The sequence below is a fragment of the Janthinobacterium sp. PSPC1-1 genome (assembly GCF_049897625.1).
Lineage (GTDB): Bacteria > Pseudomonadota > Gammaproteobacteria > Burkholderiales > Burkholderiaceae_D > Janthinobacterium > Janthinobacterium tructae.
Window position 1 is genome coordinate 236089 of record NZ_JAFCWP010000005.1, and the last position, 12868, is coordinate 248956.

Genomic DNA, 12868 nt, shown 5'->3' on the forward strand with positions numbered 1-12868 from the left:
TGAAAACACATCGTTGCAATAAGGGATACAATGCAAAAAGTAAGCTTTGATTTAACATCCGAGTTCGTCGAGCTGAACCAGCTGTTGAAGCTGGTCGGCTTATGCGACAGCGGTGGCGCAGGCAAGGTCATGGTCGATAGCGGCGTGGTGAAGGTCGATGGCAAGAAGGAATTGCGCAAGACAGCCAAGATCCGCGCGGGCCAGGTCGTCAGCGTGGGCGATATCCGTATCACGGTCGTCGCTCCCGCCTGATCCCGGCATGGGGTGCGAAAGCAGACCCATGCGTCCAGCCAACCTGCCTGCCAGCCCGGCTGCCCGGATCAAGCTGCAACACGTCGTTATTGCCAGATAAATATCGATTGCAGAAGGGAAGCGCCATGGACCAGCCCGCACAAGGTACGCGCAGCCAGGAACGCCTGATCGGCGACTTGCGCCAGGTGATAGAAAACGCGGAAGAATTACTGCGTAACACAGACAAGTACACCAGCAGCCTGTATCAGAGCGCGCGCGCCAGGCTGGAACTGGCCCTCGTCGCGGCCACGGCCGAACTGGCCCGCTTTGAAGAGGAGCAAGTGACGCGCATGATGGACGCCACCCTGGCCGCGAATGCCTTGTACCGCGATCAGACGGGCGAAGCGCGCCTGCTGCGGGCCTTCGAGTAAACAGTCACGCCGCCAATACCGCATGCGCCAGCCACTGGCGCAGGTGTGCCGCCAGGTCGAAGGCCGGGTCCCGCTCGAACGCCGCATCGAGCGCGGCGCCAAACGTTTGCCCCTGCCGCAAGGCCAGCAAGGCCGCATGCGCCGCCGCATCCACTCTCAGCACCTGCGCCTTCCAGCGCGCCCGGCATACCAATGTCCAGCTGGCCACCTGCATATCCTGCGGAAACATCCCCTGCTCTTCACCATCCTGATGCGCCTGCCACAGGGCCGCCACTTGCCAGTCGGATGCCAGCAAGGCGCAAGCGGGATGCAAGGCAAAACGGCGCGCCTCCAGTTGATCAGGATGCAAGGCGGCCAGCGACTCGGGCGCCAGCGCCTGCGCATCGGGCGCGTAATGGGCCAGGTGCACGGCCCATTCCAGGCGCGCCATATCGGGCAAATAAGGCAACTCGGCCACAGGTGGAAAACTGCTCAGAAAATCGGCGAAACGGGCGCCAAACTGGTTCAAATCGGCGCTATCTGACGGATACTGGCGCCCATACGCGCGCGCCAGGCCGCCAAAGAATTCCGCGCCCACCAGCGCCAGCACGACGGGATAGGCATGGCCCAGGGTACGGCGCCAGGTGGCGCTCAGATTGCCGCGATACAAAGAGAAACGCTGCGGCACCGCCGCTCCCGCGAACGATGGCAACGTTGCCGCAGTATCGAGCAAGGCCGTGACAAATGCTTGCTGGCCGGCCGCCAGCGCGTCAAGTGACACGGGCGGTGGCGGTAGCGGCACCGGCACCCCATGCCACGGCGAATGTTGCTCGTGCTGCGACAACATCGCTTGCGCCTTGCTTGCCTCGCCCAGCAGGATATCGAGCGGCGGCAAATCCGTATCCCATTCGACCAGGGTGGGCACGGCGCCAAAACGCAGCAAGGCGGCCGCATACAAGTCCCAGACGGGCTCGGCTACTGCGGTGCCATGGTGGTCGATCACGGCGTGCGGCGTCAGCAGATGGCCGCCCAGGTGCAGTTCGCCCACACTGCCCGGCGCGATGCTTTGCATGGCAAGCAGGGCGTCTTCGCCGTGGTTGCACTGGTTCACATACAAGTTGTTGATATCGAGCAGCAGCCCGCAGCCGCTGCAGCGCGCCAGTTCCGCCAGGAATTGCGCCTCGCTCATGGCATCGTCGGCAAAACGCAGGTAAGTGGAGACATTCTCCAGCAAGATCGGCCTTTTCAGCACATCCTGTACACGCCCCACTCTGGCGCACAATAAATCCAGGGCGGCACCATTCAAGGCCAGCGGCAACAGATCATTGAGTTGCTGCTGCGCCACGGCGCCCCAGCACAGGTGTTCCGACACGAGGGCAGGCTCGATGCGCTCCACCACGGCGCGCACGCGCTGCAGGTGCGCTTCGGAAAAGCCGCGCGCGGAACCCAGGCCCAGTCCCACGCCATGCAGGCTGAGCGGGTAATCCTGGCGCAGAGTCTGCAGCACATGACTATCCCAGCCCGATGGCTGCAGATAATTTTCGGTATGTACTTCCAGCCAGCCCACGCGAGGCCGGCGCGCCAGGAAGTCGCGGTAGTGCGCAGCGCGCAAGCCGACGCCGGCACCGGCAAGCGCTGGAACTGGCGGCATGGGCAAGCTGCCGACGCTTACGGCTGCGTCGCCGGTTTGGCGGCCTTGCCGGCCTTGATGGGCTTGACGGAGCCGCCCGCCTGTTCGCACGTGCCCTTGGCAACATAGGTCCATTCCGTGGGCAAGTTGTCCGCCTCCGCCTGGCCCGCGCAGGAATGCGCGCCATCGGACGAGGCGCAATCGTTCTGCCCGGCCTTGGCCACGCCGTAGCATTTTTCCTTGTCGCCGGGGGCGGGACCATCGTGCGCGGCCGCGTTGACGGTGGTACCGGCGCAGATGCCCGCGAGGGCGGCGGCGATGAGAGCTTGACGTTTGTTCATGGGAAATCCTCTTGCATGGGTCAAAGTAATTGCTAAGTAATCGCGGTAAGTAATCACGCGGCAAGTCACGGCACGCACCAGGCTGCACCATGGACAACGCGAGGTGATGGGCGTCATTTTACTGAATCGGCCGTGCCATGGCGAACCATGGTCATTTAGTTAACTTGATGGAGGTGAAAAGGAAGGCGGAATGTCGGGCAGGATGACGATTACAGCGAAGAAAAACAAAAACGCCCACGCGCCACCGTCGGCGACGGTGGTGTGGGCATAGGTATAGCGAGCGCCAGACTGGCGCTACAGACCTGCGCTCAGGCTGTCGTATTGATGCGGTTACCGAGGTGAGCCGGCAGACTCGGCGCCGACTGTATCGGTGGCAACGCTTCCAGCAAGGCAGTGGCGGTCGAACTTTGAATATCCTGGGCTTTTTTCAGGACAGTCAAGCCGACGGCTTGCCGCGTGCCTGTCTCCGCCATCGTGGTTGACAGTTGAGCAATGCTTCCGACGTCCATACATTTCTCCAATGAGGTTCTACCAGTATTAACGGATGGCCGCGGCAAACCTTTAGCTTATTTTTCCAGCTTATTTTCCAACTGCAGCAGCAACCAGGCCAGCACGTGCTCGCGTGCATTCAAGTCCAGCCATTGCACGCCCTCGCGCAGGTCGGCCGGCGCCGGGCTGTCGGAGGCGACGGCGATCACATGCGGGTCATGCGGATACAGGGGCGCCTGCCCCACTTCCGGGCGGAATACTTCCAGCTTGGGAATGGGGTCCGTCTTGAAACCTTCGACCAGGGTCAGGTCCGCCGGCCCCATGCGGGCCAATTGCTGCGCCAGGCTCGGTTCCGGCGCGCCGCGCAACTCATGCACGATGGCAAAGCGGTACGGCGACGCCACCAGCACTTCCGCCGCCCCTGCCAGGCGCAACCGGGCGCTGTCTTTTTGCGGCGGTTCCAGCGCCAGGTCATGGTGGCTGTGCTTGACCAGGTTGACGCGCAAGCCCCGCGCCGCCAGTTCCTTCACCACAAATTCCAGCAGGGTCGTCTTGCCGCTACCGGAACGGCCGATCACACCCAGTACCGGGTGGGCGGGCATCGCATCGTGCATGATCACTCCTTGATTGAGAAGCAGTGATTATACGCAGCCCTACCGGCGCCAGCGCCCGGCGCGGGCGCCATGCATTGCCCAACTCAGGCGGGTGCCGGCTTGCCACCCTGCCGCCGGCGCCGGCCCGCCGGCCCGGGCGCTGCCTGCGCATTCCTGGCCCAGCGCGCCAATTGCCGATGCGCAGCGATCACGCCCGCTTCGGCATCGGATTGCACGGGCACGGCAGTAACAGCGGCGACCAAGCCTTCAGCTTGCGCCAACGGGGCGAAGTCGTGCGCCCGCACATCCGCTTCCCATGCGGCCCGCTGCGCCAGCACAGCAAAGGGCACGACGGGCGCCGCGCGCGGCTGCGCCAGGGTCAGCACGGCGCCCAGGCCGCTGGCGGCCGCCACGCGCGCGCCCATCTGGGGCAAGCCACCATCGGCGGCGCGGCAAAAGCGCTGCAGGATGGTTTTGATGATCGACGTGTGGTCGACTACCTCGTGGCTGACGCTGCCCGGCGCGATCAGCGGTGACACCAGCAGCATGGGCACGCGCACGCCGTACTGGCGAAACGCGGGGTCGTCATCGGCGGCGGCGGGCGGCGGCACATGGTCGAAAAAGCCGCCATGCTCGTCATAACTGAGGATCAGCAAGGTGCGCGGCCAGGCGGGACCGCGCGACAGGGCCTGGTAAACCTGCGCCACCAGCGCCTGGCCGGCGCGGATATCGGCCGGCGGGTGGTCGTCATTGTCGAAGAAATGCGGATCGATCCAGCTGACAGACGGCAAGGTGCCCGCCAGCGCATCGCCGATGAAGCCATAGCGACGCCCGCTGGAGCCGAAGGGCTCATACCACTCGGACGAGCGGTAATGGTCGTCGCTGAAGGCCAAACTCCATGGTTTCCAGTCGGAATAAAATTTCCAGCCGACCTGGGCGCGGTCCAGGTGGCGCACAAAGGACTTGTTCGCATACAGGGGCACGCGCTTGCTGTCGCGGCTGCCGGCTGCCTTGCCGCTGATCGCATACAGGCGGTTGGGCCAGGTGGCGCCCGGCACGGAGCTGTAGCAGCGGTCGCAGACGCAGAACTGTTGCGCCAGGAAATCATACATGGGCAAGTCGGCCGCATTGTAGTAACCCATCACCAGGTCGATGTCGGGGTCGCCCGGATGCGTTTGCGCATAGTCGTCGACGAAGCCGCCGTTATTGTTTTGCAATTGCTGCGCCACGGACAGGCCCGTATGCGACGGGTCTTGCTGCGGGCCGAAGGCCGTGCGCTGCAGATGGTGCACGGGGTAGACCACGCCCGCGTGCAGGTTGGCATGGCGGGCCTGCAAGCCATCGATGTCGGCGCGCCCCCCTTCCAGGCTCAGGTAGCCCAGCATGTGGTCAAACGAGCGGTTTTCCATCATCAACACGACGATATGCTCGATGCGCGCCAGATTTTCCGGCGCATCCGCATCAAGCGCACCCTCACCTGCAGCTGCGGCAGCACTCATGGGAACTCCCCGGCCGCGCACACGGGCGCAGCGACCTTGGTTCGACCAGGCCAGCCCAGGTTGGTTCAGCTATGGTGGCCCGACCTTGATGCGCAACAAGTCAATACGGCACGCGGTAGCGGTAGCCCTTGAAACTGAAGATGGCCGCCTTCGGCTGCAACTTTTCCAGGACCAGGCCCGGAGCCAGCTCCTCGCCCTCGTGGCGCAGCACCTTGTCGATCAGCAACAGACGGTCGGCCGGATTCTTCGAATAGATATAGCCGCCGATGGCAATGGCGGGGATTTGCCGCTGTATCGGCTCGGGCAAGTCGCGCATGCCGGGCACGGTCTCTTCGGCTGCAGGCGCGGGCGCGGCAGGCGCCGGGGCTACAACGGGCGGTGACACGGCCTGACCGGGCATCTCCTGCTTCGGTTCCGCCACGGGCCTGGCATGGTGTACGGGCGCGGCGGTGGCTGCTGGCGGTACGGGAGTAACTTGCGTGACGGGGGCCGCCGCGGGTACAGGGACAGGGACTGCTGGCGGGACGGCTACCGGCATCGGTGCTGGCACAGCCTGGGCCAACACGGCAGGTGTAAGCGCCGGCGCCGTGGCCGCTGCCTGCCAAGGCTGCCACAGCAGCAATGCGGCAGCCACGGCCACCGTCACGCCGCCCAGCGCCAGCCAGACGGGCATGCGCCGCGCAGAAGCGGACGCTGCGCCATCATGCAGCTGCACTTGCGGTGCGTGGATCGACGGCAACTCGCCCAGCTGGCGCTCGGCCTGCGATTTTTTCAATGCTTCAAGTATGTAGGACATCTTATTTCCCCGCCACCATCGCCGTCGCAGCGGACGCTGCCACGGCAGGAGCTGCGCTGCTCAGGCGCGGCTCCGCGTTGTCACCCAGTTGCCTCAGGCGTATATACGTTTTCGGACCTGCCAGGCCATCGGCCCGCAGGTTCTGGCTCTGCTGGAAAGCACGCAGCTGGCCTTGCATCTCGGCATCGAGCGGCAGATTGGCGGCCGGCGCCGGCAAGCCACGCTGCTGCGCCAGGCGCTGCGCCAGCCAGTCCACGTCGGCGCCACGGGCACCCAGCGGCACTTCGTCGCGCCAGCTGCGCGGGGCGCGCCAGAAGGTCGTGAAACTGCCATCGCTGCGCTGCGCCAGCTGGGCCAGCGACAGGCTTTGTTGTTTGCCATCGAGCATCAAGGTGGCCGTTTCGCCCTGCAAGCGCGTCAGCAGCGCCAGCTGTTCTGCTCCTTGCCCATCGCGCAAGGCCAGCATGGCGGGAGTATCCAGCACGCGCAGTTCGGCGATGCCGCCCCGGCTGTGCAGGCAGCGCAGGCCGGCGCGGGCGCCCGCCTGGCAAGCGTCACCGGCCGGCAACTGCTCGCCCCACAGGGCGGCCAGCTGGCGCAGCACGGCGTTGCGGTCCGGCACGCTGGCAGGCGCAGACGCGGCCACCACTGCAAACGCCGCCGGCACGGATGCGGCCAGGGCCGGTGCCGGTGCAGTGACCGCCGGTACGGGTACGCCAGCGTGCGGCATAAAATGCCAGGCCAGCGCAGCAGTCACCAGCGCACCGGCCAGCACGCCGCCGGCCACGTGCGGCCAGCGCAAGCCCCGTCCGGCAGCCGGCTTGCCCTCTTCGGCAAACACTTCCTCGGCGGCACGGCGCAATATCTGGCGCGTCACCTGCGGCTGGTTTTCCACATAGGCACCCAGCAGCGCGCGGTCGCACAGCAGGTTGATGCGGCGCGGCACTCCCTTGCTCAAGGCGTGAATCTGTGCCATCAGGCGCGGCGCGAACGGTGTCTGCGCCGTGCTGCCTGCCACGGCCAGGCGGTGGCGGACATAGCTGGCCGTTTCCTCGGCCGTCAGCGAGCCCAGGTGATAGCGGGCAATCACGCGCTGCGCCAGCTGCTCCAGCTCGGGCCGGGCCAGCATGGCGCGCAATTCCGGCTGGCCGATGAGGATGATTTGCAGCAGCTTGCGCTCGCTCGTCTCCAGGTTGGTCAGCAAACGCAGCTGCTCCAGCACGGCGGCGGACAGGTTTTGCGCTTCGTCAATGATCAGCACATTGTTCTTGCCCTGCGCATGGCTGGCCAGCAAATGCGCATTGATGGCGTCGACATAGCCTTTCACGCTGGCCACGCCGGGCGCCACGGCGATGCGGAATTCCTCGCAGATCGACAGCAGCAATTCCTCGACGGACAGTTTCGGATTGAAGATATAGGCGAGCTGGCAATTGTCGGGAATTTGTTCCATGAAGCAGCGGCACACGGTGGTCTTGCCGGCGCCGATTTCTCCCGTCAGCAGCACGAAACCGCCGCCGCTGCCCACGCCATACAGCAAGTGCGCCAGCGCTTCGCGGTGGCGTTCGCTCATGAACAGGTAGCGCGGATCGGGGGCGATCGAAAACGGCGATTGCTTGAGCTGGAAATAATGCGTGTACATGGAGACCCTGCGGATGAAACGATCAAAATGCGCGGCGGCAAGCCGAACCCCTCAGCGGGTGCGGGCGGGCGGCAACGGCTTGTATTTGGCGCAATACACTTTCGCCTTGCTACGGAAGTAGACGATTTTACTGCCAGGCATGGAACCACGGACAGGAAAGGCGGAATTGTCGAGTTTATTGAAACGCAGGCCCGAGGCGCTGCGAATGGCCGGTTCCAGCTTTTCCGGCGTCGAATCCGCCACCACGCCCATGAAGACGAGGGGGCTGGTGTCGTCGCTGACGATCACGTCGGTAACGGGCGCGCCCCACAAGGTGGCGTCCGTGCGGAACCAGTAGGCGCCGCCTTCATGCTTGTAGGCGGGGCCGAAAGCCGTCAGCAAATAGGCATAGAAGGCCTTGTTGTCGATCTGGTCGATGCACAGCACGGCATTGCCCACCACTTGCCCGAACGTGGACGGCGCGGCCTTTTGCTGCGCCAGCACGCCGGACACGGGGACACCGAAGGCCAGCAGGGCGAACGCCGCCAGCAGGGCCGGCGCACGCCACGGGCGCATCAATGCACGGCGCACGCGCATGATCAGCGCTTGCGCTCTTCTTTCTTGACCTTCTTGGCTTCCTTCTTTTCCTTCATGCTCTTGGCCGGTTCCTTCTTGGCTTCTTTCTTGCTGTCCTGTGCCTTGCTCATCATCTACTCCATGCTTGGGCGAAAATGCCTTGGCCATTATGACACTCCCCCATGAAAATGCCACCCGAAAAGCAAAACGGCCGCACAAGGCGGCCGTTCCAGTCAGGCATCAGCGCACTATCAGTGCAGGCACAGGCGGCGGCGCGTCTTTTCGATCAGCTCCGCATCGTAGGGGTGCAGGTTCTCGATAAAGAACAATTCCGTTTCCGCTTCATCTTCCAGGCACATTTCGAGCATGACCGGGCCATCGCTTTCACGGCCCAGGAAATCCTTCGGCCAGCGGTTCTTGCGGTGCGTGCGCATCATTTCCATGCCCAGCTTGGCCAGCGGCGCCGACACGCCGGCGGCCAGCGCCTCTTGCTGCCAGTCGTCCCAGTAATCGCTCTTTGCTGCCTTGTCGTTCATCATGCTCTTCCAACTCAGGTGTAAAAGGCGGACTTTACTCTTCATGGCGTCCCTTGCCAAGCATGCATACAAGCAATAGCGCAACACCAGACATAGACCAGTCTGAAAAAATTGGCATTAAACAAGGCCAATTTCAATACCATTCACAACACACAAAAAACCCTTTATTAACAGTGACTTGCAATCACCATCCAGGGCATGGCGTGGTATCGCACCACGCATTTGTTAATACCACTTAAATACCTGTTGACAAGCCATCGAGGCGACAATATAGTGCCTTCAGCTTTTTCGCCGCCCGACAAAAAAAAACCAGACAGGCGCAATCAACCAAACGCGGGACTGCATAACATGATCGAATACATAATCGGCGTCGACGGCGGGGGCAGCGGCACCCGCGTACGCCTGGCGCGCCTCGATGGCCAGGAACTGGCGCAGGGACAAAGCGGTCCTTCCGGTCTGATGCACGGCATCGAGCGTGCCTGGACGTCCGTGGCACATGCCGTCACCCTGGCCTTCCGCGCCGCCGGCCTGGAACAGCCGTCGCTGCAGCGCATGGCCATCGGCCTGGGCCTGGCTGGCGTGCACAACAAGCAATGGGCCGCCAGCTTTGTCGAACACAATCCCGGCTATGCCTTGGTGGCACTCGAATCGGATACACTGACCACCCTGCTCGGCGCGCACGCGGGCCAGCCGGGCGTCATCGTTGCCATCGGCACCGGCAGCGTGGGCGAAGTACTGCACGCGGATGGCAGCCGCCACGAAGTGGGCGGCTGGGGCTTTCCCTCCGGCGACGAAGCGGGCGGCGCCTGGATCGGCATGCGCGCCATCAACCATGCGCAGCAGGTAGTCGACGGGCGCGTGCCCGGCAGCGCCTTCGCCACGGCCGTCATCGACGCCTGCGGCGGCCAGCGCAACGCCATGCAGGTGTGGCTGGCGGCCGCCAGCCAGACCAACTTCGCGCAACTGGCGCGGCTGGTGCTCGAACATGCGGCCAGCAACGTGGTGGCGCGCACCATCCTGAGCGACGCGGGCCAGCAGATCGCCCTCATCGCCAGGGCGCTCGACCCGGCCGGCACCTTGCCCGTGTCCCTGTGCGGCGGCCTGGCGGCGCCCTTGTCTGGCTACCTGCCGGCGGCACTGTTGCAACTGGTCGTGCCGGCACAGGGCGACTCGGCCGCAGGCGGCCTGCGCCTGATCAGCAAGCACTTGCAGGAGCAATGACCATGCTGACCAAACTGTCCGCCTTCAAACCGAATCCCGCCAGCGACACGCCGCTCTACATGCAACTGGCGAACATGCTGTCGGACGGCATCGCCAGCGGCGACTGGCGCGCCAACCAGGCATTGCCCTCCGAGCGCGTACTGTCGGACATCCTGGAAATCTCGCGCGTCACGGCGCGCAAGGCCATCGACATGCTGTGCGACCGGGGCATGCTGACGCGCAGGCGCGGCTCGGGCACCTACATCACGCCCAAGCTGGAGCAGCCGCTGTCGCGCCTGACGAGCTTTTCGGAAGAATTGCGCCAGCGGGGCTTCACGGCCGGCTCGCGCTGGCTGCAGCGCGATATCGGCGCGGCGGCGCCGCTGGAACTGCTGTCGCTGGGCCTGTCGCCACACATGCCGGTGGCGCGTTTGCGCCGTTTGCGCACGGCCGACGAAGTGGTGATGGCGATCGAGACGACCACCATCCCCGCGCTGTACATGCCGGACCCGCAGCAGGTGACCGATTCGCTGTACGGCTACCTGGAGTCGCGCGGCACCATCCCGATGCGCGCGCTGCAGCATATCCGCGCCGTCAACGCCACGGCGGAACAGGCCAAGCTGGCCAATATCAAGACGGGTGAAGCCATGCTGCACATCACCCGTGTCAGTTATCTCGACAACGGCGCAGCGGTGGAACTGACCCACTCGTATTGCCGCAGTGATTATTATGAATTCGTAGCGGAGTCGCGCAGATGAGCAGCACTATCAAAGGCAATATCCTTACCCCCGGCGGCTGGATCCACGGCGCCATCGCCTTCGGCGAGCGCGTCGACAGCATCACGGGCGATTCCCTCCACCCCTCAAACAACGGCGACGACTATATTTTGCCCGGCTTTATCGACCTGCACGTGCATGGCGGCGCCGGCAAGGACATCATGGAAGGCGGAGAAGCCGTCTACACCATCGCGGCCATCCACGCGCGCCACGGCACCACCAGCCTCTTGGCCACCACCATGACGGCGCCGCCGGAAGATATCGACGTGGCCCTGACGGCCATCGGCATCGCCGCCAACAACCGCCGCCCGAACACGGCGCGCGTGCTGGGCGCCCACCTGGAAGGTCCGTACATCAATTCCGGCAAGCTCGGGGCGCAGCCGAACTACGCGCGCGCCGCCACGCTGGCCGAAATCGAACGCCTGCAAACCCTGGCCAAGCTGCGCGTCATCACCGTGGCGCCGGAAATCGCCGGCCACCTGGACCTGGTGCGTGCCCTGGCCGACGCCGGCGTGCGCGTGCAGATCGGCCACACGCTCGGTTCCTATGAAGACGGCGTGGCCGCGCTGGAACACGGCGCCATGGGCTTTACACACCTGTTCAACGCCATGAGCGGCCTGCACCACCGCGAGCCGGGCATGGTCGGCGCCGCCCTGGCGCACGCCGAATACGCGGAACTGATCCCCGACCTGCTGCACGTGCACCCGGGCGCCATCAAGGTGGCCCTGCGCGCCATCCCGCGCCTGTACTGCGTCACCGATTCGACCGCCGCCACCGGCATGCCGGACGGCGAATACATGCTGGGCCGCCACGCCGTGCAGAAATGCATGGGCGGTGTGCGCCTGCCCGACGGCACGCTGGCGGGCAGCACCCTGACCCTGGACCAGGCGCTGCGCAACTTGGTGGGACTGGGACTGGACCTGGCCGACGCGTCCAAGCGCGTCTCGACCAACGCCGCCGATTACCTGGGCCTGGAAGAACGCGGCCGGCTGGCCCCCGGTACTTACGCCGATCTGGTGGTACTCGATCGCGATCTCAAACTCAAAGCTGTGTATATAGAAGGAGAAATCTGTGACCTCAATGATGCTTAAAGAAGCCATTTCCGCCGCCGAATGCGTCGCCCTGCAACTGGCCAGCGACACGGAACGCTACGCGGAACTGGGCCGCAAATTGAGGAGCACCTCGTTCTCGACCGCGCTGACCATCGCGCGCGGCAGCTCCGACCACGCCTGCAACTACGTCGCCTACCTGATCATGGCGCGCCTGGGCCGCGTCGTCGCCTCGCTGCCGATGTCGCTGGTGACCCTGAACAAGTCGCCGCTGGTGACGCGCGATACGCTGGCCATCTCGATTTCGCAATCGGGCCAGAGCCCGGACGTGGTCGAGCCGATCCGCTACTTCCGCGACGGCGGCGCCACCACCGTGGCCCTCGTCAACGACATCGATTCGCCGCTGGCGCACGCCGCCGAATGGGCCATGCCCCTGCGCGCCGGCAAGGAACAAAGCGTCGCCGCCACCAAGAGCTTCATCACCAGCCTGGTCGCCGGTGCGCGCATGGTGGCCCAGTGGCAGAACGACCCCGAGCTGCAGGCGGGCCTGGAAGCGTTGCCCGAAGCGCTGCTCGAAGCGACTCGCATCGACTGGTCGCCGGCGATTGACGTGCTGGCCCCGGCCCGCAACATCATGGTCGTGGGGCGCGGCATCAGCTTCCCCGTGGCGCTGGAAGCGGCACTGAAATTCAAGGAAACCTCGGCCCTGCAGGCGGAAGCCTTCAGCGGCGCCGAAATCAAGCACGGCCCGATGGCCCTGATCGAAGACGGCTACCCGCTGCTGATTTTTGCCACGCGCGGCCCGACCCAGGCCGGCCTGCTGCAACTGGCGACGGAAATGCGCGGCCGTGGCGCCAAGGTCTTGCTGGCGGCGCCCGCCGACGTGGCCGAGCGCGACCTGACCCTGCCCGTGGCGGCCACGCCGGATCTCGATCCGATCGTCGCCATCCAGTCCTTCTACGTGATGGCGGCAAAACTGTCGGCCGCGCGCGGCATGGACCCGGATGCGCCGCGTCACCTGAGCAAGGTTACGAAGACCAATTAAGTAGTACCCGGCAGCTTCTTCCCCGGTATGGGACGAAGCTGCCGTCCGCAATATGCGAAAAGAATATAAGCGACGGCAA

15 protein-coding genes are annotated in these 12868 nt (G+C 64.8%); 6 read left to right on the forward strand and 9 right to left on the reverse strand.

Annotated elements, in window-relative coordinates; all coding sequences use genetic code 11:
* The first annotated feature begins 30 nt into the window (after nt 1-30).
* Both ACP7EG_RS17740 and ACP7EG_RS17745 read left to right on the forward strand, forming a co-directional pair.
* Nucleotides 31-252 (forward strand): RNA-binding S4 domain-containing protein, encoded by a 222-nt coding sequence (locus tag ACP7EG_RS17740; RefSeq protein WP_071079051.1) that lies wholly within the window; start codon nt 31-33, stop codon nt 250-252.
* A 125-nt stretch (nt 253-377) separates the two neighbouring features.
* Nucleotides 378-662: a hypothetical protein gene (locus ACP7EG_RS17745; protein WP_426088682.1), complete on the forward strand. Its 285-nt coding sequence runs from the start codon at nt 378-380 to the stop codon at nt 660-662.
* A 4-nt stretch (nt 663-666) separates the two neighbouring features.
* Here ACP7EG_RS17745 and ACP7EG_RS17750 read toward each other — a convergent pair whose 3' ends face one another.
* From ACP7EG_RS17750 to ACP7EG_RS17790, 9 genes are all read right to left on the reverse strand, one after another.
* Complete coding sequence (locus ACP7EG_RS17750; RefSeq protein WP_426088683.1) at nt 667-2292, reverse strand: DUF692 family multinuclear iron-containing protein; 1626 nt, start codon at nt 2290-2292, stop codon at nt 667-669.
* 17 nt (nt 2293-2309) lie between these two features.
* Complete coding sequence (locus tag ACP7EG_RS17755; protein ID WP_131690123.1) at nt 2310-2612, reverse strand: BufA1 family periplasmic bufferin-type metallophore; 303 nt, start codon at nt 2610-2612, stop codon at nt 2310-2312.
* A 308-nt stretch (nt 2613-2920) separates the two neighbouring features.
* Nucleotides 2921-3121 (reverse strand): YjfB family protein, encoded by a 201-nt coding sequence (locus ACP7EG_RS17760; RefSeq protein ID WP_096234204.1) that lies wholly within the window; start codon nt 3119-3121, stop codon nt 2921-2923.
* A gap of 57 nt (nt 3122-3178) precedes the next feature.
* A complete protein-coding gene (gene mobB / locus ACP7EG_RS17765; RefSeq protein WP_116743428.1) occupies nt 3179-3715 on the reverse strand; it encodes a molybdopterin-guanine dinucleotide biosynthesis protein B in 537 nt (178 codons plus the stop codon).
* Nucleotides 3716-3798: 83 nt separating this feature from the next.
* The gene (locus tag ACP7EG_RS17770) at nt 3799-5193 is read right to left on the reverse strand and encodes an alkaline phosphatase family protein (protein ID WP_426088684.1); all 1395 of its coding nucleotides are present in this window, start codon (nt 5191-5193) and stop codon (nt 3799-3801) included.
* A gap of 100 nt (nt 5194-5293) precedes the next feature.
* A complete protein-coding gene (locus ACP7EG_RS17775) occupies nt 5294-5989 on the reverse strand; it encodes a general secretion pathway protein GspB (protein WP_426088685.1) in 696 nt (231 codons plus the stop codon).
* A gap of 1 nt (nt 5990) precedes the next feature.
* Nucleotides 5991-7628, reverse strand: a complete 1638-nt coding sequence (locus tag ACP7EG_RS17780; protein ID WP_426088686.1) for an AAA family ATPase — start codon at nt 7626-7628, stop codon at nt 5991-5993.
* 51 nt (nt 7629-7679) lie between these two features.
* Nucleotides 7680-8204 carry a hypothetical protein gene (locus ACP7EG_RS17785; RefSeq protein ID WP_426088687.1) on the reverse strand — a complete coding sequence of 175 codons (525 nt, stop codon included), beginning with the start codon at nt 8202-8204 and terminating at the stop codon, nt 7680-7682.
* Between the two features lie 230 nt (nt 8205-8434).
* Complete coding sequence (locus ACP7EG_RS17790; protein ID WP_426088688.1) at nt 8435-8722, reverse strand: hypothetical protein; 288 nt, start codon at nt 8720-8722, stop codon at nt 8435-8437.
* A gap of 345 nt (nt 8723-9067) precedes the next feature.
* On the opposite strand from ACP7EG_RS17790, the gene ACP7EG_RS17795 reads away from it, so the two are divergent.
* From ACP7EG_RS17795 to ACP7EG_RS17810, 4 genes are read left to right on the forward strand one after another with little or no spacing between them, the layout of a single operon-like run.
* Nucleotides 9068-9940 (forward strand): BadF/BadG/BcrA/BcrD ATPase family protein, encoded by an 873-nt coding sequence (locus ACP7EG_RS17795; protein WP_426088689.1) that lies wholly within the window; start codon nt 9068-9070, stop codon nt 9938-9940.
* A gap of 2 nt (nt 9941-9942) precedes the next feature.
* Nucleotides 9943-10677, forward strand: coding sequence for a GntR family transcriptional regulator (locus ACP7EG_RS17800; protein WP_071079320.1), 735 nt, complete (start codon nt 9943-9945; stop codon nt 10675-10677).
* Entirely contained in the window at nt 10674-11786 is a 1113-nt protein-coding gene (gene nagA / locus ACP7EG_RS17805; RefSeq protein ID WP_426088690.1) for an N-acetylglucosamine-6-phosphate deacetylase, read from the forward strand. Before ACP7EG_RS17800 ends, nagA begins: the two co-directional genes overlap by 4 nt.
* Nucleotides 11776-12789, forward strand: a complete 1014-nt coding sequence (locus ACP7EG_RS17810) for an SIS domain-containing protein (protein WP_096234196.1) — start codon at nt 11776-11778, stop codon at nt 12787-12789. Before nagA ends, ACP7EG_RS17810 begins: the two co-directional genes overlap by 11 nt.
* Nucleotides 12790-12868: the final 79 nt, after the last annotated feature.

Coding starts and splice junctions, on each gene's coding strand:
- ACP7EG_RS17740 (WP_071079051.1), top strand. CDS start 31: ATGCAAAAAGTAAGCTTTGATTTAACATCCGAGTTCGTCGAGCTGAAC.
- ACP7EG_RS17745 (WP_426088682.1), top strand. CDS start 378: ATGGACCAGCCCGCACAAGGTACGCGCAGCCAGGAACGCCTGATCGGC.
- ACP7EG_RS17750 (WP_426088683.1), bottom strand. CDS start 2,292: ATGCCGCCAGTTCCAGCGCTTGCCGGTGCCGGCGTCGGCTTGCGCGCT.
- ACP7EG_RS17755 (WP_131690123.1), bottom strand. CDS start 2,612: ATGAACAAACGTCAAGCTCTCATCGCCGCCGCCCTCGCGGGCATCTGC.
- ACP7EG_RS17760 (WP_096234204.1), bottom strand. CDS start 3,121: ATGGACGTCGGAAGCATTGCTCAACTGTCAACCACGATGGCGGAGACA.
- mobB (WP_116743428.1), bottom strand. CDS start 3,715: ATGCACGATGCGATGCCCGCCCACCCGGTACTGGGTGTGATCGGCCGT.
- ACP7EG_RS17770 (WP_426088684.1), bottom strand. CDS start 5,193: ATGAGTGCTGCCGCAGCTGCAGGTGAGGGTGCGCTTGATGCGGATGCG.
- ACP7EG_RS17775 (WP_426088685.1), bottom strand. CDS start 5,989: ATGTCCTACATACTTGAAGCATTGAAAAAATCGCAGGCCGAGCGCCAG.
- ACP7EG_RS17780 (WP_426088686.1), bottom strand. CDS start 7,628: ATGTACACGCATTATTTCCAGCTCAAGCAATCGCCGTTTTCGATCGCC.
- ACP7EG_RS17785 (WP_426088687.1), bottom strand. CDS start 8,204: ATGCGCGTGCGCCGTGCATTGATGCGCCCGTGGCGTGCGCCGGCCCTG.
- ACP7EG_RS17790 (WP_426088688.1), bottom strand. CDS start 8,722: ATGATGAACGACAAGGCAGCAAAGAGCGATTACTGGGACGACTGGCAG.
- ACP7EG_RS17795 (WP_426088689.1), top strand. CDS start 9,068: ATGATCGAATACATAATCGGCGTCGACGGCGGGGGCAGCGGCACCCGC.
- ACP7EG_RS17800 (WP_071079320.1), top strand. CDS start 9,943: ATGCTGACCAAACTGTCCGCCTTCAAACCGAATCCCGCCAGCGACACG.
- nagA (WP_426088690.1), top strand. CDS start 10,674: ATGAGCAGCACTATCAAAGGCAATATCCTTACCCCCGGCGGCTGGATC.
- ACP7EG_RS17810 (WP_096234196.1), top strand. CDS start 11,776: ATGATGCTTAAAGAAGCCATTTCCGCCGCCGAATGCGTCGCCCTGCAA.